Consider the following 21862-nt stretch of genomic DNA (forward strand, 5'->3'; position numbering starts at 1 on the left):
CATTGTTTTTTTGAAATGCCAGTTTAACTGGCGCACCAAAAGAAAACGCCGTCACCTTGGTGACGGCGTGGAATAAACCGAGAAGCGCGATGCTTAGTGTTTCGTGGTCTTCTTCGTGGTAGCCCGTTTGGCGGATGTGGCGGTTTTGGCGACGGCCGGCTTCGCTGTGTAGGACTTGCTGGAACTCGAAACCTTCGTGTATTTCGTCGCCGAATGCGTCGTGGCCTTCGCCGATGCGTTCTTGGCAACCGGAGCGCGCGTACCGATCTTCGTCACGCCGCCCGACGAACGGCTCGACGCCGAAACGGTTTCCAGACGAACCGGACCCGGCTCGGCCGGCACTGCCTTGCCATACGGCACGTGCAGAACAACGACTTGCCCCGGCATGAAGACTTCGCGATGCGTGCGGTTCCAGGCCCTGATCTGCCCGACCGACACGTTGTAGCGATCCGCCAGCGTCTCGATGGACTGTTTGCGGCGCACGCGGATGGCCATCTTGCGCGTGTCGGGCACGTCGCGTTCGACGGCCAGCATGGCGTTCGAGGCGACATCGGCGCTGATGTCCTCGTCGTCGTCATCATTACGCGGCACGACGATGGTCGAGCCCGGCTTCAGACGCATGCCAGCCGGAATATGGTTCACCGACATGAGCGTGTCCGCATCCACGCCGATCTTCTCGGCAATAGCGGCCGGACGCGCACGCTCGGACACCGTGTAGGTCGTCCAGGACGACAGCGCGCCCGTGTACGAACTCAGATTGCGCTGGAACGTCGCTGCGTTGTCGAACGGCAGCAAGATCTGCGGATTGGTCGCGCCGAGAATGACCGGCTTCGAGAACGACGGATTCAGCGAGCGGAATTCCTCGACACTCATGCTGGCCAACTTCGCGGCCATGGTCACATCGATGTCGCGCGCGGTCGTGACCGTCACGAAATACGGGTGATTCGGAATGTCGGGCAGCGCAAGGCCATACTGCTGCGGGTTGCTGACGATATTCTTGACCGCCTGCAGCTTCGGCACGTAATTGCGCGTCTCGTTGGGCATGCGCAGGCTTTCGTAGTCCGTCGGTAAACCTGCGGCTTCGTTGCGCGCGATGGCGCGCTGCACATTGCCCTCACCCCAGTTGTATGCGGCGAGCGCGAGATGCCAGTCGCCGAACATGTCATGCAGACGCGAGAGATAGTCGAGCGCGGCGCTGGTCGATGCCAGCACGTCACGGCGCTCGTCCTGCCACATGTTTTGCTTGAGGTTGTAGTCGCGGCCAGTACCCGGCACGAACTGCCACATGCCAGCGGCCTTCGCGACCGACAGCGCCTGTGGGTTATACGCCGACTCGATGAACGGCAGAAGCGCCAGTTCCGTCGGCATATGACGTGCTTCGAGTTCTTCGACGATGTGATACAGGTACTTCTGCGAGCGCGCAGTCATGCGCTCCACATACTCTGGGCGCTGCGCGTACCAGTTGACCTGCATGTCGACCAGGTCGGTTTGGAGATCCGGAATTTGGAAGCCCGCGCGAATGCGGTTCCACAGGTCCGACGACCCGACGAGCGAAGTGACAGGCGTCTTGTCGACGTCAATGGTTTCCTTGGCTGCGGCAGTGCGGCGAATGGTGTCCGCGACCTTTTGCTGCGAGGCTTCGGTGGGTGTTGCTGTGGTATTGGAGGTGAGCGCTGTCGGACCTTGACTGGCACACGCGGCCAGTGTCAGGACGGATAGCGCACTAAGTGTTAGTCGCATGAACGTTCCGGCTTCCAAAGAAGACGCTTGGAAATTTGAAGCCGATGGTACGGAACCGCACTTGCAACGTCAATAAGAATGCACGTAATTCCCCTGCAAAATCCTGCATCTATCGGCGTTTCCAAAGTTTCGGATTAAGTTCGCCCTAATTATGAGACATCAGCGGAACTTATCTTTCCAGCCGCGCATCACGCGAAATGCGTCGAGGCGGTCGGAAATCGGCTGTCCGAACTGAGTGGAAAGTGTTGCCTGAATGGCCTTGTCGTCCACGCGCAGAAAGGGGTTGACGCACTTCTCGTGGCCGATGGTCGTCGGCAGCGTGGGCTTGCCGGCCGCTCGCAACGCGATGGCGTCGTCGTTCCAGCGCGTAAGCGCCGCGCTGTCCGGTTCGCATGCGCGCGCAAAGCGGATGTTCGAAAGCGTGTATTCGTGGGCGCAGTGCACTAGCGTTTCGTCAGGCAGCGAGGCGAGCGAATCGAGCGAGGCGAGCATCTGCTGCGGCGTGCCCTCGAAAAGCCGGCCACAGCCGCTTGCAAAAAGCGTGTCGCCGCAAAAGAGATGCGGTGTGCCACGCGGGTCATGTGCCTGAAAGTACGCGATGTGACCGGCCGTATGGCCAGGTACATCGAGGACGCGAAACTCCAGGGCAGGCTGGTCCACGCGCACGATATCGCCTTCGGATAGGCGCGCAGTCAAATGCTCGATGCGCTCGCCGGCCGGTCCGTAGACCGGCACGCCACCCTCTGCCGTTCGGCTATCGAGCAGTGCTTTGACGCCGCCGACGTGGTCTTGATGATGGTGCGTGAGTAAAATAGCGGTCAGCCGCCAACCGCGTTCGGCGAGATACGCCTCGACGGGCGCGGCGTCGCCCGGATCGATCACGACCGCGTCGCGCGAGTCCGACACGAGCCAGATGTAGTTGTCCTCGAACGCCGGAACCGGAACGTATTCGAGCGAACCCTTAGCATGCGAATCCATAGCGATCATCTAGCGGCAACCCCAACATGTCAGACCGAGTGATTATAGACTGGCCCGCCTGGACAAGCTCCGCACCCGGACGTTATGTGCTCGAGTGGGAACAAGCGCAGCTCGATCGCGTAGTATCCGACATCTTCGGCTATCACGCGCTTCAGCTTGGCATGCCGCAACTCGACGCGCTGCGCGAAAATCGCATGACCGGCCGCGGGCTCGTGCTCGACGCGGAAAGCGGCGCGAGCGCGCCATACACGATGCCGCAAGCGGCCTCGCGCAGCGTGAGTCCGTTGCCTGCCGCGAGCGCGCCAGAAGGCCGCGCCACGGTCTGGTGCGATTTGCTCGACTTGCCTTTCGAAGCGCAGAGCGTCGATTTGCTCGTGCTGCCGCATACGCTCGAATTTTCGCGCGATCCGCACAGGCTTCTGCGTGAAGCCGAGCGCGTGCTCGTGCCTGAAGGCCAGCTCATCATCCTTGGCTTCAACTCCTTGAGTCTGTGGGGCGCGCGCCAGTCGTTCGGCAAGGTCACGGGACGGCCGTTCGTGCCGGCGGCGCACGAGATGATCGCGTTCACGCGCATCAAAGACTGGATCAAATTGCTTGGATTCGACCTTGAACGCGGACGCTTCGGCTGCTATCGTCCCCCGCTCGTCACGGACAAGTGGCTGCAACGCTATCAATTCATGGAACCCGCCGGCGACCGCTGGTGGCCCATCTTCGGCGCGGCGTACATGATCACGGCGGTGAAACGCGTGCGCGGCATGCGGCTCATCGGCCCGCGCAAACTGAAGAAACCCGCGCTCGCGCCTGGCCTTGCACCAGTCGCCGCACCGCACACTCGCAACGAGCATTGATGACTGACGAATCCGCATCGACGAACGCATCGAACAAAATCATCGACATTTACACGGACGGCGCGTGCAAGGGCAATCCGGGCCCCGGCGGCTGGGGCGCCCTGCTCCGCTTCGGCTCGCTCGAAAAGGAACTGTTCGGCGGCGAAGCCGCGACCACCAACAACCGCATGGAACTGATGGCGGTGATCGCCGCGCTCGAAGCCTTGAAGCGGCCCTGTCAGGCCGTGATCCATACCGACTCGCAATACGTGCAGAAAGGCATCAGCGAATGGATTCACGGCTGGAAGAAGAAAAACTGGATGACGGCAGCGAAGACGCCCGTCAAGAACGCCGATTTGTGGAAGCGGCTGGATGCCCTCGTCGCGCAACATCAGATCGAATGGCGCTGGGTCAAGGGGCACGCCGGGCATCCCGAAAACGAACGCGCCGATGCGCTCGCCAATCGCGGCGTGAGCTCGCTCGCCGATAGCTGAAACATGCACGAACCAACGACACACATCTCATGCGCCAACTGATACTGGACACCGAAACCACCGGCCTGAACGCTCGCACGGGCGACCGAATCATCGAAATCGGCTGCGTCGAACTGGTCAATCGCAGGCTTACGGGTAACAACCTGCATTTGTACGTGAACCCCGAACGTGACAGCGACCCGGGCGCGCTCGCGGTGCACGGCCTGACGACGGAGTTCCTGCGCGACAAACCGAAGTTCACTGAGATTGCCGCGCAGTTGCGCGACTTCATCAGCGGCGCGGAGTTGATCATTCATAACGCGCCGTTCGACGTCGGCTTTCTCGACATGGAGTTCGCGCTACTCGGCTTGCCAAAAGTGTCGACGATGTGCGCCGGCGTGATCGACTCGCTCGCGCAAGCCAAGCAGATGTTCCCCGGCAAACGGAACTCGCTCGATGCGCTCTGCGACCGCTTCGGCATCAGCAACGCGCACCGCACGCTGCATGGCGCGTTGCTCGACTCGGAGTTGCTCGCGGAAGTCTATTTGGCGATGACGCGCGGTCAGGAAAGCCTCGTCATCGACATGCTCGGCGACCAGCCCTCGCAAGGCACGACAGGCACGCCGCTTATCGCGCTCGACGACCTCGATCTCACGGTCATCGCGGCAAGCGCGGACGAGCTCGCGGCGCATGAAGCCGTGCTCTCCGACCTCGACCGAGCGATCAAAGGCACGAGCGTGTGGCGCACGGAACCCGCGCCCGCGGTTAGCGATACGCTCGCCGCGTAATTTTTTCGAATTTGTTCAAAGAAGAGCTTTACGAATCGAGAACGTTCTGAGATAATCTCAATCTCTTCGGGTGGTTAGCTCAGCGGTAGAGCACTGCCTTCACACGGCAGGGGTCACTGGTTCGATCCCAGTACTACCCACCAGCATCTAGGGTCCGTCGTCGTTGTCTTCGAGACGTTTTGGAGACACTGACGATGGGCACTATCCAAGTCCGACCCAACGGCGCATACACGGCCAAGGTCAGGCGCAAGGGCTACCCGGCCCAATCCCGAACGTTCATTACCAAGACCGACGCGCAACGGTGGATTACTGAAACCGAGGCGGCAATGTCGCGGTCCTGTTTCGTTGATACATCCGCCGCACGCCAGATGTTGCTTGGCGATGCGTTCGCCCGTTATGCCGCTGAGGTATCCCCGACGAAGCGCGGGGCAGCAGAGGAGCGCGTGCGGCTCGCAGCAATGCAGCGCGACCCACTGGCCGCGTACTCGCTCGCTACACTCAAGCCGTCCGTTATCTCGGCGTGGCGCGACCGGAGACTCCTGACTGTCTCAGGGTCCACGGTCAACCGGGAAATGAACCTCATCCACCATGTGATCGAGGTAGCGCGCAAGGATTGGGACGTTGCACTCCCCTCGAATCCTGTATCAGACGTGCGCCGCCCACGGTCAAACCCCGGTCGCACGCGGCGGCTATCGCCCGCCGAGCAATCGCTTCTGCTGCACGCATGCCGACAGGCCCGCTCATGGTGGCTCGCGCCCCTCGTGGAGTTAGCAATCCATACCGGGATGCGCCAGTCCGAAGTGCGTACGCTGATGTGGGAGAACATAGACCTGCAAAAGCGAGTAGCGATCCTACCCGCTGCGGCAACCAAGACATTAACGATGCGGGGCGTGCCGCTGTCGAGTCGATGCGTTGTCGTCTTCGAATCACTGAAAGGGGCGCGGATCGGGCCGCTGTCCGGGCCAGTGTTTCTCGGCGTGACTCGCGAAGCCGTCAAGCTGGCATTCAAGCGGGCGAGGAACCGGGCCGGGTTATCCGACTTCCGGTTCCACGATACGCGGCATGAGGCCACGTCACGTCTATTCGAACTCGGACTCAATCCTGTAGAGGTGGCGTCCGTGACCGGGCACAAAACGCAGGCCATGCTCGCACGATACACCCACCTACAAGCATCCGAACTGGCAAAGAAACTAGGCTGAGGCGAGGGCGCGGGCCTCGTCAATGTCGGCGTCCGCGCTCAACACCTGCAACGCACGAGCCAATGCCGAAATCCAGCGCGCCCGGTCACGATGCGGGGGCGCGCATACCAAGCGCAAGGTCCGCTCGATCCCGGCCCCATGCGCAAGCTCCGAGACTTCGGCGGAAATGCACCGAAAGCCGCGCTCTACAATCGTGGCAATCACATAGAGCGCGCCGTTATCAGGCTTGCCGTCGATGCGGGAAAGGGGAATAGTGAGGGCGATACGCTGCGTCATGGTGCGGTCCTTAGTGGTTCTGCTCTCGCCGACAATCGGCCAAGCTCGCGTCGCGGTTGTTTGCGCGACATGGGAAGTTTACGAGCGGCTGTATACGCGGGTCAACAAATTTCGCTGTACCCAAAACGGCAGTGATCGCACCTTAGCGGAGTTGATAGTCCGCGATCTTGCTGCTCGATCCCGTCGAGAAGAACCCGTTGGTGCCGCCGCCGAGGCCAGTGGTAAAGCCGTAGGTATTTCCGCCTCCGCTGTAGCCGGTCGGTGCCTTGTACTGGAAAGTGCTCGGGCCGAACAGCGTTGCAGCCGACGAGTAACCCGGCGTGTTGCCGATGCCGCCCGTGATCCCCGTGCCGGTATCCGACTTCGGGCCGGTATTCGATGCGAGGTTCAACTGCCCCATCGCACCGTTCGCAGCGCCGAGCCACGCCTGCGACATGACGCTGAGACTGAACTGCCCTGCACGCAGCGGCGACTGCACGAGCGGCGCGACGTTGATGTTGTAGTCGATGGGTGCGAAGGTCTGCCCTTCGTCCAGCGACATGATCTTGTTCGACACGAGACCCGCACGTTGCTGAAGCATGTCGTACGTCTGGTACTGCGTGTTCTGGTCCGTCGTCGTCTGCGCACGCGCCGCCGTGAGTTGCATGGCGTTTTGAAGCATCCGCGCCGTCGAGCCGCCCACGCCCGCCGCAGCGGCCTGTGCGCGCACTGCGCCAAGCTGCTCGGCAGAGCGAAGCTGGTTCTCCAACGTGCCGTGTACGGCCTGATCCTGAAGCCGCAGGATGTTCGTCGTGATCGCGTCCTCGGCCTTGCCACCCGCTTCCAGCTTCGACTGGTTGCTGATGCTGCGAGTGAGGTTCGACAACGACGCCTGCGCGACAGCAAAGCCGTTGTTGGCTGCGCGCACCGCATTGGCTGCGTCGGCGTTCGCTTGGTTGATCGTGTTCTGCGAATACGTGTTCGCGTTGTCGATCATCCCCTGCGCGTCGTCCGCAGCCTTCTGCGCATACGCAGACAGCCACGTATTCATGAAGCCAGCGATACCGCCAGCCAGTGCTGCCCAACCATTAGCACCCATCTTTCCTCCTTACCTCCTTGTGCTTCAGGGTCAACAGGTCAGCGGACACGGCCATCGCGTTCATCCGGCGCGGGGCTTCGTAGGCCATCGCCTCGGCCAGTGCGAGAATCGTCTCGCTCGGCGGCGTTTCAACCTGATGCCCCTCACGTTGCAGACACCATTCAAGCCGCAGCACGGGATCGACGCGCAGCGCGTGGATTGCGACCAATTTCCGCTGCCACGGCTCAAGCGGGCCGTCCCACGCCTCCATGACTCCCTCGCATGTCATACCCTTGATGGCGTCCGCGTATGCGATCCTGCTGCGCATGAGCGCGTCAGCGTCGCGCAGGTCAGCACGAAGCTCCCGCAGGGCGCGGGCCTTAGCTAGGCGATCCATCAAAGCACCTTGATAGCGGATGCGTCCGTGGACAGGAAGCCACGGCGGCGAGCGAGACACCACCTCTCGAATGCCGCCTGCGGCGTGTCGGCCAATGCGAGGATGTACGCGGGCAGTTTCTCCGGTGCGCGCAGGATAGCTTGCTCCAGCGAGCGGTCGCAATTGTCGAGGGGCTGGATAACCTCGCGGCTATCACGCCGATTCCATGCCGTCACCCGATGCGCCGCCGTCACCTTGCTTCCCTGCTCCCGTCCGCCGTGCGTCAGTCCGATGCTGCGCACTTCCCACTGGGCTATGGCGGCCTCGGCTGCTGCCGCCCCTGCCTGCGCAGCGGCAGCGGCGCGGGCCTGCTGCTCGATCTGCAATTCGGCCAGCCGGTTCTTTGCTGCCTTCAATCGCTCGTACACTGCCACATCCTGCTCCGCTTGTCGGATGGCGTCGCGCAGTTGATCTCCGTTCATGCTCTTTACGTTCGTGCTCATAGCTGTTCCTTTGAATTGGTGATGCCGCTGCGGCCTGCGTAGAGGCTCTACAGCGGTTTGCGTTGGTCGAGGCTAACGAGCCGTTATCGCTCGATTACGTTGCCCGTGGTGGCGTTCTCTGCTGCTCGCTCACGGCCCCATGCCTGCGCGGCGGCGTCACGCTGCTGTAATTCCGCCTTGGCCGCTGCCAGCCCGCCAAAGCCCCGCGACATGCCGGTAACGCCATAGCCCCGCCCCGCGTCGTGAATGTGGTCCTGCCCGTAGCCGAGGTGTACTGCGCCCGCATTGAACGCGTCACTGTTCCCCTGCCCGGTTGCGTCGATACCGACCCGCGCCCCGTCCGTCACGATGTCCGTGAAGCCGCCAAGCGGCGACAGGTCGCCCGTGGCGTTCGCGTACCGGATGGACGGGTCAATGTGGGTCATGGTGATTCGTACCGTACGAGAGGCGGGCGGCGCGTTCCCGTCCGTCACGCTGAATGACGACGCCGTGTTGTATTGCGCCGAGGGGCTGTTAGCCCGAGACATGGCCGAGATCATTTCATGCACGGCCAAGCGTGCCTGCTCAACGGTCACGGGACCGGATGCACGCAGACCGATGGTTGCGAGGTACGCGTTAGGATCGGCGTACAGGTTCACCACCGTCCCGTCCGTTTTGATTGCATACGGCGGCACGTCACGCGTTGCGCCACTGGCGACTCGGAAATTGCGATTCATAGTTTGTAGTCCTTTATTTATTGGTTGTGATTGCACCGGATCGGGTACTGCCTCAGTCAGTCCATCCCGCCCACCGCATAATCTCTAGCACCTCGGGGTACTGCTCGCACAGGCGGTATACCTGCGAGCCATCCAGACGGCTTAGGTCGGGTTGGTTGATGTGATGGGCTACCGAGACAAGGGCAAGCCTGCCCGAGGGGAACTGCGAGGCTGTGAACGCGCCGCAGGTATACGTCTCGCACTCGCCTGCCCGCTCCCGCTTCGCTCGCTCCAGCCGGTCGAGATAGCCAGCCCGCGAGTGTTTCGCAGGAGGGCCGATACCGGAGAGGATCAGGGACCAATCATTGCGATTGGTGGACAGCAGGCAGTCGTAACAATCGTTGCTGCGGACGCGCCGCCGCTGACTACCGCACCGGGCACAGACGCGGCCCATGTACCACGCCCGCCGAGCAATGAACGCTTCCCACCGGTCGGGGTTCGCGACACGCTGGCGAAGTGCCTCGGCAAAGGCTGGATCGCGCTCGCATAGGTCGCGCTGCTGTCGCGTCAGATACTTACCTCGGGGTTGCCTGCCGTGCAAGGTGAAACGGGGATCGTAGTGCGGACCGAGGTGCCGCTCAGTCATACTTGGTCCCCCACTCGCGCAGGTTCTCATCATGTACGGCCTCGGCTTCCCGCCGTCGCTTATACGCCGCCTCGGCATTCTTCTCCCATAGGTCGAGCGTAGCCCGAGTAACGCCAGCGCGCTCCAAAGCCTTAACGATGTTGACGAGCTTCCCACCAGCCTTGACGTACCGCGTCCCGCTTGCGCCCTTGCGTTGAATCGTTAGCTCGTTACCGAACCAGCACACCGTGCCGTCGCCATTGAAATGAAACCGGCCCATCGGGAGATCGTCCCCGGTTACAGCGTCGGCATTGCCTTTCGGCTTCCGGCCTGCTCGAATCAGGGCTCGCACCTTGGAAAGGCTGCTGCACTCGTCTGTAGCACCGTACTCGTCAAGTAGCTTGTTGATTCTCTTCTGTAGGGACGGGCTGAACTCGTTATACCAAGCACTATCCGGGATGTGTTCCTTATAGCCAGCACGTCGCGCAGCCTCGGGGAATAGTTCAGCTATCGTGCCCTTGACCGTCCTGTCGAGTAGGTACGAATCATTCTTCATGAGCGCCGCCGCCTCGAAGATCGCGTCGTAGTATGCCTTCGGCTTCTTCAACGCAACGAACACCTTGGACGGCTGGAGATCGGCACCGTACCGGTCCCGAAGGTACTGGCAGTGTTCCTTGGCAAAGGCATTGATGGCCTTCGCAGCCATGCGCCGACACTCCTCCGTCATTGCGGCTTTCGCTCGCGCTTCGCGCTCGGCGGCCGCTGCGGAAATTTTCTTTAGCTGCTCGGGGGACAGCAGAGAATTCTGGTTCGTATCGGTCAATGAAAAGTTCCCCTCGCTCGATTCCGCGAAACCCTTGTCAGTATTGGGTTCCAGCGATTTGTTATGGAAATTGTTCCCCTTTCCTTGCTTACTCTTTAGAGGAAGTAGAGTAAGCCGAATGTTCCCGAAAGGGTGCCTACGAGTGTGCCGTGCAGGGACGCAGGGCGAACGCGTGGGCATACGCTCGCCTGCAATCGCAGGCCGTTGCCAGAAGCTGACGGCTGTTACAGGTCGAGTGCTCCGGCCTCCAGCGCCGCGTCCTCGTTGAATCGCTTCTTGCGGCCCGCCCTGCTGCGCTTGGCCCATGTGGGAAGGTGGCCCGTGGTTGCCTCGACGGCACGGCGGTACGCCGCTGCGCCGTTGCTGCTCTGCCGCGCAAGATATTCCGCCTCGGCTGTGTTGTGCTCCAGTGGGTGAACTGCGTTCCGCATGCGTCCTCCGTTCGATGGTTGTGTCGGTAAGGCAACCGAAATAGCTATGTGCCTCATCGGCTTACTCTCCGATAGCCAGACGGGCGCGGCTGAAATAGCTACATGGTTGTGTCAGCTAGTGTCTAAAAGGGCCAGCCGGATCGCTCCAGACTGGCCCCGCGTGCTGACGTGTTACCTGCGGACTACGCCGCCTGTGCCGCCTTCAAGATGGTTACGTGCGTGGTGCCGTACTCCTTGGCTAGACCCCGCGCCGTAGCCCCGGCCTCCAGCCGTGCCCGTATCTCCTGCTTTTGCGCGGGCGTGAATCGCTCGGGTCTGCCGCCGACCCGGCCCTCGGCGCGTGCCCGCTCCAGCCCCGCGTGCGTCCGCTCTACCAACAGATCACGCTCTAACTGCGAGACGGCTGCCAGCACGGTAAGCGTGAACTTCCCCGCAGGACTCGTCAGGTCGGTTCCCGGAATGGCGAGGCAATGCAAGCGCACACCTTTGGCATGCAGGCGCTCGACCGTCGCCAGCACGTCCGCCGTATTCCGGCCCAGACGGTCGAGCTTCGTCACCACCAGCGTGTCACCCTCCTCTAGCTTGTGCTCGACCAGCGCAGCGAAGCCTGCGCGCCCCATCGCGGGCACGGTGCCGCTCACGGTCTCCTCGACAATGCGTCCCTTGGCAATAGCGAACCCGGCCCGCTCTGCTTCTAGTACCTGATTCGTGGTGTCCTGATCCTGCGTGGATACTCGGCTGTAAAGGAAGATGCGTGACATGATCGCCCCGGATAGATAACGTGGTAAGAATAATGACATGGATAGAAACCCGATGCAAGGTGTTTCTTACCGCGTATGCGGCCCCGTTGAGCGTGGGTGTATAACGAACGTTTTCTATCCGCCTGCTAGATAGCCCTGCGGCTCGCGCACAGCTTTGCTGAGGGCCTTGTGCTGCTCGCCGCAACCAAGCGACCAGCAATGCACCCTGCCCGTCATAGCGCCTCTCAGCGCGCTCGCCTCCCACTCCCCGCACTTCCTGGTGAGCAATCGAAGGAGGGCCACACGGGGGAATCCGGGGCGGCACGCGGCGGCGCGCACCTCACGGATTAGCAGGGCAAAATTCGGTCCGGTCTGTTATCCTGCGGCTTCGCGGCGTCAAGCCGTAACCGTCCCGATTGGGGACACTCCGGAGACACGGAGACAGATTCAAGCTGGTTAGCTCAGCGGTAGAGCACTGGAAGGGACGCGCAGCAAAGCGAAGCGGCCCGCCAAGACCCCTTCACACGGCAGGGGTCACTGGTTCGATCCCAGTACCACCCACCACGACAGAGGCAAGCAGTCGAAGTCTGAACTGAATGCCATAAAAAACGGCGCCTTCGGGCGCCGTTTTTTTTCGTCCACGCGCTTCGCCAGCCGAAGCTAAGACGCCCACACGCCGCGCGCCATTCCGCTTGCGGCAATCACCATCACGATCACCAGCGCCGCTTCCAGATCGCTCATCCACGCGAAGCGCCGGGCGCGCGTGAGATCGATCGGTCCGCCCTGCGCGAGCGTCACGCGCCAGCGAATCAACGCGAGCATCGGTGAAACTTCGATCAGCAAGATCAGCACGAGCGCGGTCATCTTCAGATGAAAAAGCGGCTCGTGCAAATAGTACGAGCCGCCTTTCTCGAAGCCGCCAAACGCGCGCATCAGCCCGGTGACGATCAGCACGATTGCAGTGATGCCCCACACGGAATCGGAGCGGAACACATCGCGCAGACGCACATCGTTCGCCTGCACCGACTGCGCGACATCGAGCCGCCGCAAGGCGCGCGCACGCGCGAGCACGGCGCCCAAGGCGAAACCGAAACCAAGCAAGTGAAGCGCAGCGAGCAACCAGCGTATCAGCATCCTTCCCTCCATCGAAAACGAGAAGCAAATTCTGCGTTGCCGGCGACCTCGTCAGACTTGCCGCAAGGTCGTGTCGAGTGCGCGCGCCGCGTTGCGGTCGCCGACGCTCGCCAACGGCGCGCGAAATACCGTCTTGCGATTGTGCCCCGCCGCTGCCGGCGAATCCCACAACAACTCGACCTTCGGACGGCGCGCGAACCAACCCTTCCTGAGTGTGCCATTGCGATGGATCGTCGATGCCGGCGCGGCCGGTTCCGTCGATGGCGCAAGAATCGAGATTTGCGCGGCTTCGTCGGCGACGGGCGCGGGCCACTTCACCGACAACTCCCGCGCATCGTACTGACCGAGCTTGCGGCTTTCCGCCCAGACCATCGCGGTGCGCGTGACGGGATCGAGCGAGATTGCAAAGCGGCCGATGGCAAAGCGCCGCGCCGCGATATTGGTACGCCAGAGCGCACGCGGACGGCATATCCACATCACGACTGCGTAGAGCGCCGGGCCGACCGCGAGCCAGCCGTTGGTCTCGGCGAGCGTGTGTACGAAACGGCGCCAGCCCGAAGCCCAGACGAACGCGCCCACGGAGAACATCGCGAAGGCAAACGCGAGAAGCGCAAGGAAGCGCAGCGCCTGCCGCAGCCATTGTGGCAGCGGATGCAGCGGCCGCTCGATGCGCGCCTTCGCACCCGGCAGCGCGATCAGCAAAAAAATCAGCACGAGATTCAGACACGCCCACGGCGACGATGTCATGGCGCGCAGCGAGGACAGATAGCCCATTTGCGACATCGACAACGCCCAGCGCGCCGCGAGTATCAGTCCGATGGCCCGCAGCGCGAATACCGTGCCGGCGCCGGGCGCCGGGCTCGCGCTGATTTGCTTGGGTATCGCCAAAGTTGCGCTCCTGTCTTTCATTCGATGCACGCCGTCGCGCACTATCCACGCTAACGGCAATTTCGCTTCGCACTTGACGAAGCCCGGACATTATAGGGAGATTACGATTTTCCTCAGAGGTTTCGCGGACGAAAGCGGCTTAGCGCTCAGATGCGCCATTCAAGTGTGCCATTGCGACAACGCCCCGCGAGCCTTGCGGCGCGCGGGGCGTTGTTCGATACGAAAACAGCGTGCGAAAACTTAGCCTGCGTTCACTTCGCGCAGCACCGTGCGACGTTTTTGACGCAGCAGTTCCTCGTAATTTTCGACATAGCGCGCGGCCATGACCTTCGACGAGAAGCGCGTTTCGAACGCCTCACGCACCTTCGCGCGCGACAGCGTGTCGAGACGCTTCACTGCGGCGATCGCCGAGAGTTCGTCTTCGACAACGAAGCCCGACACACCGTTCTCGATCACTTCCGGCACCGAACCGCGGTTGAACGCGATCACCGGCGTGCCACACGCCATGGCCTCGATCATGACGAGACCGAAGGGCTCCGGCCAGTCGATCGGGAACAGCAGCGCGTGCGCGTTGCCGAGGAACTCGGTCTTTTCCGCTTCGCTGATTTCACCGATGTATTCGACATGCGGCAGCGCGAAGAGCGGCTTGATCTCTTCCTCGTAGTAAGCGCGATCGGCCTTGTCCAGCTTCGCGGCGATCTTGATCTTCATGCCGGCGGCCTGTGCGATACGGATTGCACGGTCCACGCGCTTTTCCGGCGAGATGCGGCCGAGAAACGCCAGGTAGCCGGGCTTGACGTTCGGGATCGGCGTGAGCAGATTTTCCGGCAGGCCGTGATACACCGTCGACAGCCAGTTCGCTTGCGGCAGCGGCTGACGCTGATTGTCGGAAATCGAGACAACCGGCACGTCGTTGAACGTCGAGAAGATCGGCTGCAGTTCTGGCAGATCGAGACGACCGTGCATGGTCGTCACGAACGGAACCGGCTGACGTGCGAACAGCGAGAACGGGTAATAATCGATATGGAAATGCAGCACGTCGAATTCGTCAGCGCGGCGGCGGACTTCTTCGAGCAGCAGCATGTGCGGCGCCATCGTGTCGCGAATGGTCGGATCCAGACGCAGCGCTTGCGGCCAGAACGCTTCGAGCTTCGCGGACGTTTGCGAATCACCGCTCGCGAAGAGCGTGACGTCGTGTCCGGCCTCGACGAGAGCCTCGGTCAGATAAGACACCACGCGTTCCGTGCCACCGTAGAGCTTCGGCGGAACAGCCTCGTGGAGGGGCGCGATTTGAGCGATTCGCATGTCGGAAACTCCAAATAAAAAATCAGGCTAAGTACTTCAGTCGTGGACAAGGGGCGAATCGCTCGGCTCGGGCGGGAGCTGCTGCGGTGGATTCACCGCGTTGCAAAGCTGATGCACGAGAAAGAAAAGCGTGGTCGCCGGTCACTTGGGTTTTGCGCGAGACCTTCGAACGGATCGCATCAAAGCAAAAGCGATTCCATGTCTCAAAATAATCCGCACACCAGCAATAAACGCGTAACGGCTTTCGAGGTTGACGACATCCTACAAAAAGCTGTCAAAAAAACTTAGTGAAAACCCGGAGCGAATTATGGAGCTTTTTACAGAGCACGCAGGCAGGCATTTCAACTTATTTACCTTGTTACACGGGGGAAACATTTTGCAAACCCCTGTTTATTAAGGCTGTTCTACATTGGACCCACGCGCTTGAACGATGCACGGGCGACGCCACGCTCTCGATGCTGCGACGTCCATTTCGACCACCCATCAACCTGCGCTGGCGCGACACGTGCTTTGGCTTGGCGGTGCCACCGGTCTGAAATCGAGCCCGTATAGCGTGGCTGCGGCAGGCGAGCTTAATTTGAGCGCTTGCTCCATCGCAAAAAGTTTCGCAAAGTGCTTACAATGCGCGCCGATGCCGCAAGGCGCTCGAATCGCGGTGGCGCTCGGCCTAGGGTTCGGTCCACTGCGGACGATGTCGAGGCGGCAAAAACTGCCGCCCAGCATTAAACGCCCGATTGACGCCTGAGGCTTGAGCGATAGTGGCTACAATTCAGGCAATGGAGACGGCGCCGCGTCGCCGAAACGCTTTTCGCCCGGAAATCCGAAAGCGCAACACACGCTCAACCGCTCTACGACGAAAAAAGACCATTGGACCAACTTACCGTCTCTCAACGTAACGCACACAACGCCAAGCTCGCGAGCTATGCACATCGCCCGCTGGCGTTCCTTCTGCGTTACATACGCCGGCATCCGGTAGCGCATGCCATCGTCCTCTTCAGCGTGTTTGCCGCAGTTGGCTGCGCGCTCGCTTCCCAGTACGCGATCAAGCATCTGATCGATGTGCTCGGTCAGGGCCGGGGTCATCCCGGTCCGCTCTGGGGCGCGTTCATGATCCTGGTGGGACTGATCGCCGCCGACAACCTGCTTTGGCGGGTCGGCGGCTGGGTCGGCGCGCACGTGTTCGTGATCGTGACGGGCGACCTGCGCAAGGACTTGTTCTCGTACTTGAGCGGCCATTCGCCGACTTACTTCTCCGAGAAACAGCCCGGCATGCTCGCGAGCCGGATCACGGCGACCTCGAACGCGATCTACACCTCCGAAAACGTGATGGCCTGGAACGTCCTGCCGCCGTGCATCGCGGTGCTGGGCGCGATCATCATGATCGTCGCGGTGAATCCGTTGATGGCGTGCTGCCTCATGGGCGCGTCGCTGATCCTCGCGTTCATTTTGTATCGGCTGGCCAAGCGCGGTTCGGCGCGGCATCACAGCTTCGCGTCGAAGGCCGCTTCGGTGGATGGCGAACTGGTCGACGTAATCGGCAACATGGCACTCGTGCGCGCGTTCGGCATGACCTTCAACGAGCAGAAGCGTTTCGGCTCGACGGTGAAGGCCGAGATGGTCGCGCGTCAGCAAAGCCTCTTGTACCTGGAAAAGCTGCGCCTCTTCCACGCGGTCGTGACGGCGATTCTCTCCGCCGGGCTGCTCGGCTGGGCACTATGGCTTTGGTCGAAAGGCCAGGCGACGTCGGGCGATATCGTGCTCGTCAGCTCGCTCGGCTTCACGATCCTGCACGGCACGCGCGACCTCGCCGTGGCGCTCGTGGATGTCACGCAGCACGTCGCGCGTCTGGCCGAAGCCGTGCAGACGCTGCTCGAACCGCATGGCATGCCCGACCGTTCCGACGCCACCGAACTCGTGCCACAGGGCGGCCGCGTCGATTTCGATGGCGTCACGTTCGCGTATCCGCGCCGTCGTCCGATTCTCGACAACTTCCATCTGCATATCGAACCGGGCCAGCGAGTCGGTCTGATCGGCAAGTCGGGCGCGGGCAAGTCAACCGTGCTCGCGCTTCTGCAGCGCTTCTACGAGACGCAGAAGGGCAGCATCAAGGTCGATGGCCAGGATATCAACGGCATCACGCAGGACAGCCTGCGACATTCGATTGCGCTCGTGCCGCAGGATATTTCGCTGTTCCATCGCACGGTGTTCGAGAACATTGCGTATGGCCGGCCCGAAGCGACGCGTGAGGAAGTCATGGCCGCCGCACGCGAAGCCCGCTGCACGGACTTCATCGAAGCGATGCCAGAAGGCTTCGATACCATCGTCGGCGATCGCGGCGTGAAGCTGTCGGGCGGTCAGCGTCAACGCATCGCGATCGCGCGCGCGATCCTTAAAAACGCGCCAATTCTCTTGCTCGATGAGGCGACGTCCGCGCTCGACAGTTCATCGGAAGAAGCCATTCAGCAGGCGCTCGACCGGTTGATGGTCGGCCGCACGGTGGTTGCCATTGCGCACCGTTTGTCGACGTTGCAGAACTTCGACCGCATCATCGTGATGAGCGCCGGCAAGGTGATCGACGATGGCTCGCCGCAAGAACTGCGCGACCGGCCTGGGTTGTATCGCGAGTTGCTGTCGAAGCAGCACGGCAAGTTGCCATCCATCGTTGCCACGCCGCATAAGCAGCCGGCCTAAGTTTCGACGACGACGTTAAAAAGCCGCGCTTCCCGGAAGAGAACGCGGCTTTTTACATCTGCGTTGCTTTGGCGTGATCGTTCGCCGCTCTACCCCGCCTTCAAGTCCCGCAAAAAGTTATCCCGCCACACGGAAACGTTGTTGTCGCGCAGTTGCGCCATCATCTCCGTGTAACGCGCCCGGCGCTCGTCGAGCGGCATTGCAAGCGCGGTGGCGAGTGCATCGGCCATATCGTCGATATCGAGCGGATTCACGATGAGCGCGGCAGTCAGCTCACGCGCAGCGCCAGCGAATTGCGACAACACAAGCACGCCGGGATCGTCCGGGTCTTGCGCCGATACATATTCCTTTGCCACCAGATTCATCCCGTCGCGCAATGGCGTGACGAGGCCGATATGCGCCTCGCGGAACAGCGCCGCGAGCACCGGCCGTTCGTATTGCCGATGGATATAGCGAATGGGCGTCCAGTCCAGCTCGGCGTAACGCCCGTTGATGCGCCCCGACTCCGCTTCGAGTTGCAGGCGAATGTCGCGATAAGCATCGACGTCCGAGCGCGTCGGCGGCGCGATCTGCAAAAACGAAACGTTGTTTCGCTGCTGCGGCCGATGCTCGATCAGACGCTCGAAAGCCCGAAATCGCTCGACCAGACCCTTCGAATAATCGAGCCGATCCACGCTCATCACGAGCTTGCGCTGATGCAGCGTCGCCTTGACGATCTGCACGTCGCGGCCGCTCTCGCCGTCTTTCGCGAGCGCCGCGACTTCGTCGGGATAGACGCCAATCGGATAAGCCGCCGCGCGCGCCGTCTTGCCAAACGCGCTGACCACGACCGGCTTCGCGCCGTCTTTCGCGAGCGTGCCGCCCGCCTCGGTTTCGATGTAATCGCAAAACGCGCGCAGATCGGGCTCAGTTTGGAAACCCAGCAGATCGAAGTCGCACAACGCTTCCACCAGGTTCCGATGACGCGGCACGCTCAACAGAATCTGCGACGCTGGAAACGGTATATGCAGAAAGAACCCGATGCGATTTCGAACGCCCTGCCCCCGCAACGCCTGCGCAAACGGAATGAGGTGATAGTCGTGCACCCAGATCACGTCGTCGGGCTTGAGCAGCGGCGCGAGTTGCGTGGCCAGCCAGCGATTGACGCGGCAATAGCCTTCGTATTCGTTGCGGTCGAACTCGATCAGATCCGGCCGATAGTGAAACGCCGGCCACAACGTCGCGTTGGAAAAGCCGCGATAGTACTGATCGTAGTCTTGCCGCGAAAGTCCGATGGTCGCGAACGTCACCGGCCCGTGCTCTTCCAGCTTGATGCTTTCCGGCGGCGCGTTCAGCACGTCGCCGCTCCAGCCGAACCACATGCCGCCGGTTTCCTTGAGTGCGTCGTAGACGCCGACCGCGAGGCCACCCGCGGCCGGGCCGCCTTCGGAGATCGGCGCCACCCGGTTCGAAACGATGATCAGCCGGCTCACGCGTGCTTCCCCGCCGTGCCCGCGATCACTTGCAGCCAGTCGAGCAGCAGTTCGACGGATTCGATTCGCGCGCGCGCCACGGTGTCGCCGGGACCGACTTTGATCGACAGACCGTCGAATTCGTTGACGACCGCGAAGCCTTTCTCGTCCGTAAGATCGTCGCCGATGAAGACGGGCTTGCGTCCCGTGAACGGCGGCTCGCCTATGTACGCGCGCACCGCGCGGCCCTTGTCGACGTCCTTCGGCTTGATCTCGTAGACCATCTTGCCGGGCTGAAGCACGTAGGCATCGGCGTATTGTGCGACGAGCCGCTCGGTGGCCGCACGCGCGGCCGGTTCGCGATCCGGCGCATTGCGATAATGCAGCGCGAGCGCGGCGCCCTTGATTTCGAGCAGCATGCCGGGATTCGCGCTGACGACGCCTTCGAGCGCGTGCTCCATGCGCGAAAGCCGCTCGTCGTTGAAACCAATGCGCTGCACGTCGCCATTCGAATCGCGCCGCTCGGCGCCGTGCATGCCGGCGACGGGCAGATCGGGCATCTGCAAGAACGAATCGATGTTGTCGATACCGCGCCCCGACACAACCGCGACCGCGTTATTGGTGGCGCGTCGCAAGGCGGCGAGAATGTCGGGCACCGAGCGCGGCACGAAAATGCCATCCGGCGTGGAGGCGAGTTCGACCAGCGTGCCGTCGAAGTCGAAGAAGAAAGCGGTCTCGGCAAGAGACAGGGAATCGGGAAGAATTTGCATCGATCGTTGACCTGTGGTTTGCCTGTGATGGGCGCGTGCGTATCGCATGTTACTGCCGCAGGCTTTCCGTCTGGAAAGAAGCGGATTGACGATCGCATGGCGTCTTGCTTACGGAAGAGCAGGCGCGCGCGGCAAATTGTCTCGAAAATGTGCTTAAAGCTAAATCATGCGCCTCACGCCGATGAAAAGGCGTGTATTTTGCGGGCTTGATACAGCCGTTACAGTCCAAAGCAACCTTTCGATGCCCGCACCCTTCCGCCGCCTGCTTGTATCCGTTCTGCTCACCGCGCTCGCTGCCTGTTCACGTCCTGCCGAGCCGTGGCATCTGACCGATGTTTCCGGCCATCTGCCCGATCTCGATTTTTCACTCGTCGATGACAGCGGCGCGCATGTGTCGGGCCAATCGTTGAAAGGCCGCGCGACGCTCGTCTATTTCGGCTATACGCATTGTCCGGATGTGTGCCCGGAAACCATGGCGCGTCTCATGCAGGTTCTGGCGCGCGTGGGGCCTGACGCGGACCAGACGCGCATCGTGTTCGTTTCGGTCGATCCCGCGCGCGACACGCCCGCGTTGCTGCGGACTTACGTGCGCGCTTTCGACGGCAAACACGCCGTGGGCATGACGGGCTCGGATCGGCAAATCGAAGCCATCGCGCAGCGGTACCGCGTGGCGTATCAGATGGAGAAGCGCGATCCGAGCGGCGCTTACGAGGTCACGCACAGCTCGGCCGTGTACATCTTCGATCGCGATGGTCACGCGCGCCTGCTCGCCACCGACCGCGATTCCATCGACGCCATTGCAGCCGATCTCGAACGCGTGATCCACGGGAAGAGTACGTAGGAACGCGCCCGCAGGCGTTATGCGCCGAAGCCGGGTCGGCGCATCCACACGTGCGGAATGCCGTCTTCGTCATGTACGCCCGACGACGCGACGAAACCGAACGCGCCATAAAACTTCTGCAGATGGGCTTGCGCGTGCAGACTGATCGGCTGATCCGGCCATTGCGCGATGATGTGATCGAGCGCGCGTTCGAGCATCGCGTTACCGAGTTTGAAGCCGCGAAATTTGACGGTCGTCAGCACGCGGCCAATGCGGACATCGGTTTCGCTTTCTTTCGGGAACCCTGGCAGCAACACACGCAGATAGCCTGCGAGTTGCTCGTCTTCGCCGTAGGCGAGCAAATGCCAGGCATCGACATCGTAGCCGTCGATATCGCCATAAACGCAGTTTTGCTCGACGACGAAGACCGCGCTGCGTGCCGCGAGCATGTCGTAGACCTCGGTCGTCGTGAGATCGTCGAAGCGCTTCCAGCGCCACTGAATGTCGGAGAGTCTGTCGGTCATGGATTTGGCATGCGGCGCGGCGGATGCCGCGCCAATGGAAAGTGCCGCAATTATGCCGCGCCGGCGCCACGCGGCGTATCGGGAGCTTCCTTGCAGCAATCGAGAATCGGCAGAAGCGCCGAAGATCCGACGTTGTAAAAAGAAAAAGCCCTGACGAATCAGGGCTTTTTTTTGGAGGCGCGAACCGGAGTCGAACCGGTCTAAACGGCTTTGCAGGCCGCTGCATAACCGCTTTGCTATCGCGCCATAAGCGGTGTGGTGGTCCCGGCCGAAACGCCGGCAAGTCCACCAAACAAAAAGGGAAGCGTTGCTTCCCCTTTGATTGGAGCGGGAGACGAGGCTCGAACTCGCGACCTCAACCTTGGCAAGGTTGCGCTCTACCAACTGAGCTACTCCCGCATTGATCTTTCCGTGCTGCGTTACTGCTTACACTTGCTTGCTGCTGTTTTCGTCGCCGCTTCGCTTGATACCGCTGCGCTGCATGCCTCGAAGACTTGAATCTGGAGCGGGAGACGAGGCTCGAACTCGCGACCTCAACCTTGGCAAGGTTGCGCTCTACCAACTGAGCTACTCCCGCGTTGCTGATGCTTTCTGCCGTCTTCGCGGTGCCTTCAGCTCTTTACTTCCTTGCTGCTGGCGCTGCGTGTTCGACAGAAACGAGATTATGTAGAAGCGAAGAAAAGGTGTCAACTGTTTTTGCGCGCCCTTTTCGTGTTTCGACGCAATTTTTAGCAAACTGAAGAACGGC

The 21862-nt window shown here is 61.6% G+C and carries 22 protein-coding genes and 4 tRNA genes; 7 read left to right on the forward strand and 19 right to left on the reverse strand.

Going from position 1 to position 21862, the window contains the following annotated elements; translation table 11 throughout:
- Positions 1-93: 93 nt before the first annotated feature.
- Together QCE79_RS10030 and gloB are read right to left on the reverse strand one after the other, a co-directional pair.
- Positions 94-1740 carry a transglycosylase SLT domain-containing protein gene (locus QCE79_RS10030; RefSeq protein WP_309843863.1) on the reverse strand — a complete coding sequence of 549 codons (1647 nt, stop codon included), beginning with the start codon at positions 1738-1740 and terminating at the stop codon, positions 94-96.
- Between the two features lie 159 nt (positions 1741-1899).
- Positions 1900-2727, reverse strand: a complete 828-nt coding sequence (gene gloB / locus QCE79_RS10035) for a hydroxyacylglutathione hydrolase (protein ID WP_309843865.1) — start codon at positions 2725-2727, stop codon at positions 1900-1902.
- Between the two features lie 17 nt (positions 2728-2744).
- On the opposite strand from gloB, the gene QCE79_RS10040 reads away from it, so the two are divergent.
- From QCE79_RS10040 to QCE79_RS10060, 5 genes are all read left to right on the forward strand, one after another.
- Positions 2745-3566: a class I SAM-dependent methyltransferase gene (locus QCE79_RS10040; RefSeq protein WP_244825765.1), complete on the forward strand. Its 822-nt coding sequence runs from the start codon at positions 2745-2747 to the stop codon at positions 3564-3566.
- Positions 3566-4039 carry a ribonuclease HI gene (gene rnhA, locus QCE79_RS10045; RefSeq protein ID WP_244825767.1) on the forward strand — a complete coding sequence of 158 codons (474 nt, stop codon included), beginning with the start codon at positions 3566-3568 and terminating at the stop codon, positions 4037-4039. The genes QCE79_RS10040 and rnhA overlap by 1 nt, the downstream gene beginning before the upstream one ends.
- Positions 4040-4068: 29 nt before the next feature.
- Positions 4069-4806 carry a DNA polymerase III subunit epsilon gene (gene dnaQ, locus QCE79_RS10050; RefSeq protein ID WP_309843869.1) on the forward strand — a complete coding sequence of 246 codons (738 nt, stop codon included), beginning with the start codon at positions 4069-4071 and terminating at the stop codon, positions 4804-4806.
- A gap of 68 nt (positions 4807-4874) precedes the next feature.
- Positions 4875-4949 (forward strand) — tRNA-Val (locus tag QCE79_RS10055).
- A 51-nt stretch (positions 4950-5000) separates the two neighbouring features.
- Entirely contained in the window at positions 5001-6005 is a 1005-nt protein-coding gene (locus tag QCE79_RS10060) for a site-specific integrase (RefSeq protein WP_309843871.1), read from the forward strand.
- Here the strand turns inward: QCE79_RS10060 and QCE79_RS10065 are convergent.
- The 11 genes from QCE79_RS10065 to QCE79_RS10115 form a co-directional block, all read right to left on the reverse strand.
- Positions 5997-6281 (reverse strand): hypothetical protein, encoded by a 285-nt coding sequence (locus QCE79_RS10065; RefSeq protein WP_309843874.1) that lies wholly within the window; start codon positions 6279-6281, stop codon positions 5997-5999. The genes QCE79_RS10060 and QCE79_RS10065 overlap by 9 nt on opposite strands.
- Positions 6282-6423: 142 nt before the next feature.
- Positions 6424-7359 (reverse strand): hypothetical protein, encoded by a 936-nt coding sequence (locus QCE79_RS10070; protein ID WP_309843875.1) that lies wholly within the window; start codon positions 7357-7359, stop codon positions 6424-6426.
- A complete protein-coding gene (locus tag QCE79_RS10075; protein WP_309843877.1) occupies positions 7349-7735 on the reverse strand; it encodes a hypothetical protein in 387 nt (128 codons plus the stop codon). The genes QCE79_RS10070 and QCE79_RS10075 overlap by 11 nt, the downstream gene beginning before the upstream one ends.
- Complete coding sequence (locus QCE79_RS10080) at positions 7735-8217, reverse strand: hypothetical protein (RefSeq protein WP_309843880.1); 483 nt, start codon at positions 8215-8217, stop codon at positions 7735-7737. The genes QCE79_RS10075 and QCE79_RS10080 overlap by 1 nt, the downstream gene beginning before the upstream one ends.
- Before the next feature lie 83 nt (positions 8218-8300).
- The gene (locus QCE79_RS10085; RefSeq protein WP_309843883.1) at positions 8301-8933 is read right to left on the reverse strand and encodes a hypothetical protein; all 633 of its coding nucleotides are present in this window, start codon (positions 8931-8933) and stop codon (positions 8301-8303) included.
- Between the two features lie 617 nt (positions 8934-9550).
- Positions 9551-10360, reverse strand: coding sequence for a hypothetical protein (locus QCE79_RS10090; RefSeq protein WP_309843885.1), 810 nt, complete (start codon positions 10358-10360; stop codon positions 9551-9553).
- A 224-nt stretch (positions 10361-10584) separates the two neighbouring features.
- Positions 10585-10791, reverse strand: a complete 207-nt coding sequence (locus QCE79_RS10095) for a hypothetical protein (RefSeq protein ID WP_309843887.1) — start codon at positions 10789-10791, stop codon at positions 10585-10587.
- Between the two features lie 182 nt (positions 10792-10973).
- A complete protein-coding gene (locus QCE79_RS10100) occupies positions 10974-11552 on the reverse strand; it encodes a recombinase family protein (protein WP_309843890.1) in 579 nt (192 codons plus the stop codon).
- A 639-nt stretch (positions 11553-12191) separates the two neighbouring features.
- Positions 12192-12665, reverse strand: coding sequence for a DUF2214 family protein (locus tag QCE79_RS10105; protein ID WP_244825771.1), 474 nt, complete (start codon positions 12663-12665; stop codon positions 12192-12194).
- A 51-nt stretch (positions 12666-12716) separates the two neighbouring features.
- Complete coding sequence (locus tag QCE79_RS10110) at positions 12717-13553, reverse strand: hypothetical protein (RefSeq protein WP_309843893.1); 837 nt, start codon at positions 13551-13553, stop codon at positions 12717-12719.
- Positions 13554-13793: 240 nt separating this feature from the next.
- On the reverse strand, positions 13794-14858 hold the full coding sequence (locus QCE79_RS10115) for a glycosyltransferase family 4 protein (protein WP_244825773.1): 1065 nt from the start codon (positions 14856-14858) through the stop codon (positions 13794-13796).
- Between the two features lie 867 nt (positions 14859-15725).
- Between QCE79_RS10115 and QCE79_RS10120 the strand changes: the two genes are divergently transcribed.
- A complete protein-coding gene (locus QCE79_RS10120) occupies positions 15726-17549 on the forward strand; it encodes an ABC transporter ATP-binding protein (protein WP_244825774.1) in 1824 nt (607 codons plus the stop codon).
- Between the two features lie 89 nt (positions 17550-17638).
- Here the strand turns inward: QCE79_RS10120 and otsA are convergent, their stop codons facing one another.
- Together otsA and otsB are read right to left on the reverse strand one after the other, a co-directional pair.
- Positions 17639-19021, reverse strand: coding sequence for an alpha,alpha-trehalose-phosphate synthase (UDP-forming) (gene otsA / locus QCE79_RS10125; RefSeq protein WP_309843895.1), 1383 nt, complete (start codon positions 19019-19021; stop codon positions 17639-17641).
- Positions 19018-19770 carry a trehalose-phosphatase gene (gene otsB / locus QCE79_RS10130; protein ID WP_309843896.1) on the reverse strand — a complete coding sequence of 251 codons (753 nt, stop codon included), beginning with the start codon at positions 19768-19770 and terminating at the stop codon, positions 19018-19020. Before otsB ends, otsA begins: the two co-directional genes overlap by 4 nt.
- A 241-nt stretch (positions 19771-20011) precedes the next feature.
- Between otsB and QCE79_RS10135 the strand changes: the two genes are divergently transcribed.
- The gene (locus tag QCE79_RS10135; RefSeq protein ID WP_309843898.1) at positions 20012-20611 is read left to right on the forward strand and encodes an SCO family protein; all 600 of its coding nucleotides are present in this window, start codon (positions 20012-20014) and stop codon (positions 20609-20611) included.
- Between the two features lie 17 nt (positions 20612-20628).
- Here QCE79_RS10135 and QCE79_RS10140 read toward each other — a convergent pair whose 3' ends face one another.
- The 4 genes from QCE79_RS10140 to QCE79_RS10155 form a co-directional block, all read right to left on the reverse strand.
- Positions 20629-21114, reverse strand: a complete 486-nt coding sequence (locus QCE79_RS10140; protein WP_244825782.1) for a GNAT family N-acetyltransferase — start codon at positions 21112-21114, stop codon at positions 20629-20631.
- Between the two features lie 172 nt (positions 21115-21286).
- Positions 21287-21360: transfer RNA gene (locus tag QCE79_RS10145), tRNA-Cys, on the reverse strand.
- Positions 21361-21437: 77 nt separating this feature from the next.
- Positions 21438-21513, reverse strand: a tRNA-Gly gene (locus QCE79_RS10150).
- A 102-nt stretch (positions 21514-21615) separates the two neighbouring features.
- Positions 21616-21691, reverse strand: a tRNA-Gly gene (locus QCE79_RS10155).
- Between the last annotated feature and the right edge of the window lie 171 nt (positions 21692-21862).

Source organism: Caballeronia sp. LZ003, from assembly GCF_031451465.1.
In the GTDB taxonomy this organism is placed as follows: domain Bacteria; phylum Pseudomonadota; class Gammaproteobacteria; order Burkholderiales; family Burkholderiaceae; genus Caballeronia.

Coding starts and splice junctions, on each gene's coding strand:
- QCE79_RS10095 (WP_309843887.1), bottom strand. CDS start 10,791: ATGCGGAACGCAGTTCACCCACTGGAGCACAACACAGCCGAGGCGGAA.
- QCE79_RS10140 (WP_244825782.1), bottom strand. CDS start 21,114: ATGACCGACAGACTCTCCGACATTCAGTGGCGCTGGAAGCGCTTCGAC.
- otsB (WP_309843896.1), bottom strand. CDS start 19,770: ATGCAAATTCTTCCCGATTCCCTGTCTCTTGCCGAGACCGCTTTCTTC.
- QCE79_RS10065 (WP_309843874.1), bottom strand. CDS start 6,281: ATGACGCAGCGTATCGCCCTCACTATTCCCCTTTCCCGCATCGACGGC.
- gloB (WP_309843865.1), bottom strand. CDS start 2,727: ATGATCGCTATGGATTCGCATGCTAAGGGTTCGCTCGAATACGTTCCG.
- QCE79_RS10105 (WP_244825771.1), bottom strand. CDS start 12,665: ATGCTGATACGCTGGTTGCTCGCTGCGCTTCACTTGCTTGGTTTCGGT.
- QCE79_RS10100 (WP_309843890.1), bottom strand. CDS start 11,552: ATGTCACGCATCTTCCTTTACAGCCGAGTATCCACGCAGGATCAGGAC.
- rnhA (WP_244825767.1), top strand. CDS start 3,566: ATGACTGACGAATCCGCATCGACGAACGCATCGAACAAAATCATCGAC.
- QCE79_RS10070 (WP_309843875.1), bottom strand. CDS start 7,359: ATGGGTGCTAATGGTTGGGCAGCACTGGCTGGCGGTATCGCTGGCTTC.
- dnaQ (WP_309843869.1), top strand. CDS start 4,069: ATGCGCCAACTGATACTGGACACCGAAACCACCGGCCTGAACGCTCGC.
- QCE79_RS10075 (WP_309843877.1), bottom strand. CDS start 7,735: ATGGATCGCCTAGCTAAGGCCCGCGCCCTGCGGGAGCTTCGTGCTGAC.
- QCE79_RS10115 (WP_244825773.1), bottom strand. CDS start 14,858: ATGCGAATCGCTCAAATCGCGCCCCTCCACGAGGCTGTTCCGCCGAAG.
- QCE79_RS10085 (WP_309843883.1), bottom strand. CDS start 8,933: ATGAATCGCAATTTCCGAGTCGCCAGTGGCGCAACGCGTGACGTGCCG.
- QCE79_RS10040 (WP_244825765.1), top strand. CDS start 2,745: ATGTCAGACCGAGTGATTATAGACTGGCCCGCCTGGACAAGCTCCGCA.
- QCE79_RS10135 (WP_309843898.1), top strand. CDS start 20,012: ATGCCCGCACCCTTCCGCCGCCTGCTTGTATCCGTTCTGCTCACCGCG.
- QCE79_RS10060 (WP_309843871.1), top strand. CDS start 5,001: ATGGGCACTATCCAAGTCCGACCCAACGGCGCATACACGGCCAAGGTC.
- QCE79_RS10080 (WP_309843880.1), bottom strand. CDS start 8,217: ATGAGCACGAACGTAAAGAGCATGAACGGAGATCAACTGCGCGACGCC.
- QCE79_RS10030 (WP_309843863.1), bottom strand. CDS start 1,740: ATGCGACTAACACTTAGTGCGCTATCCGTCCTGACACTGGCCGCGTGT.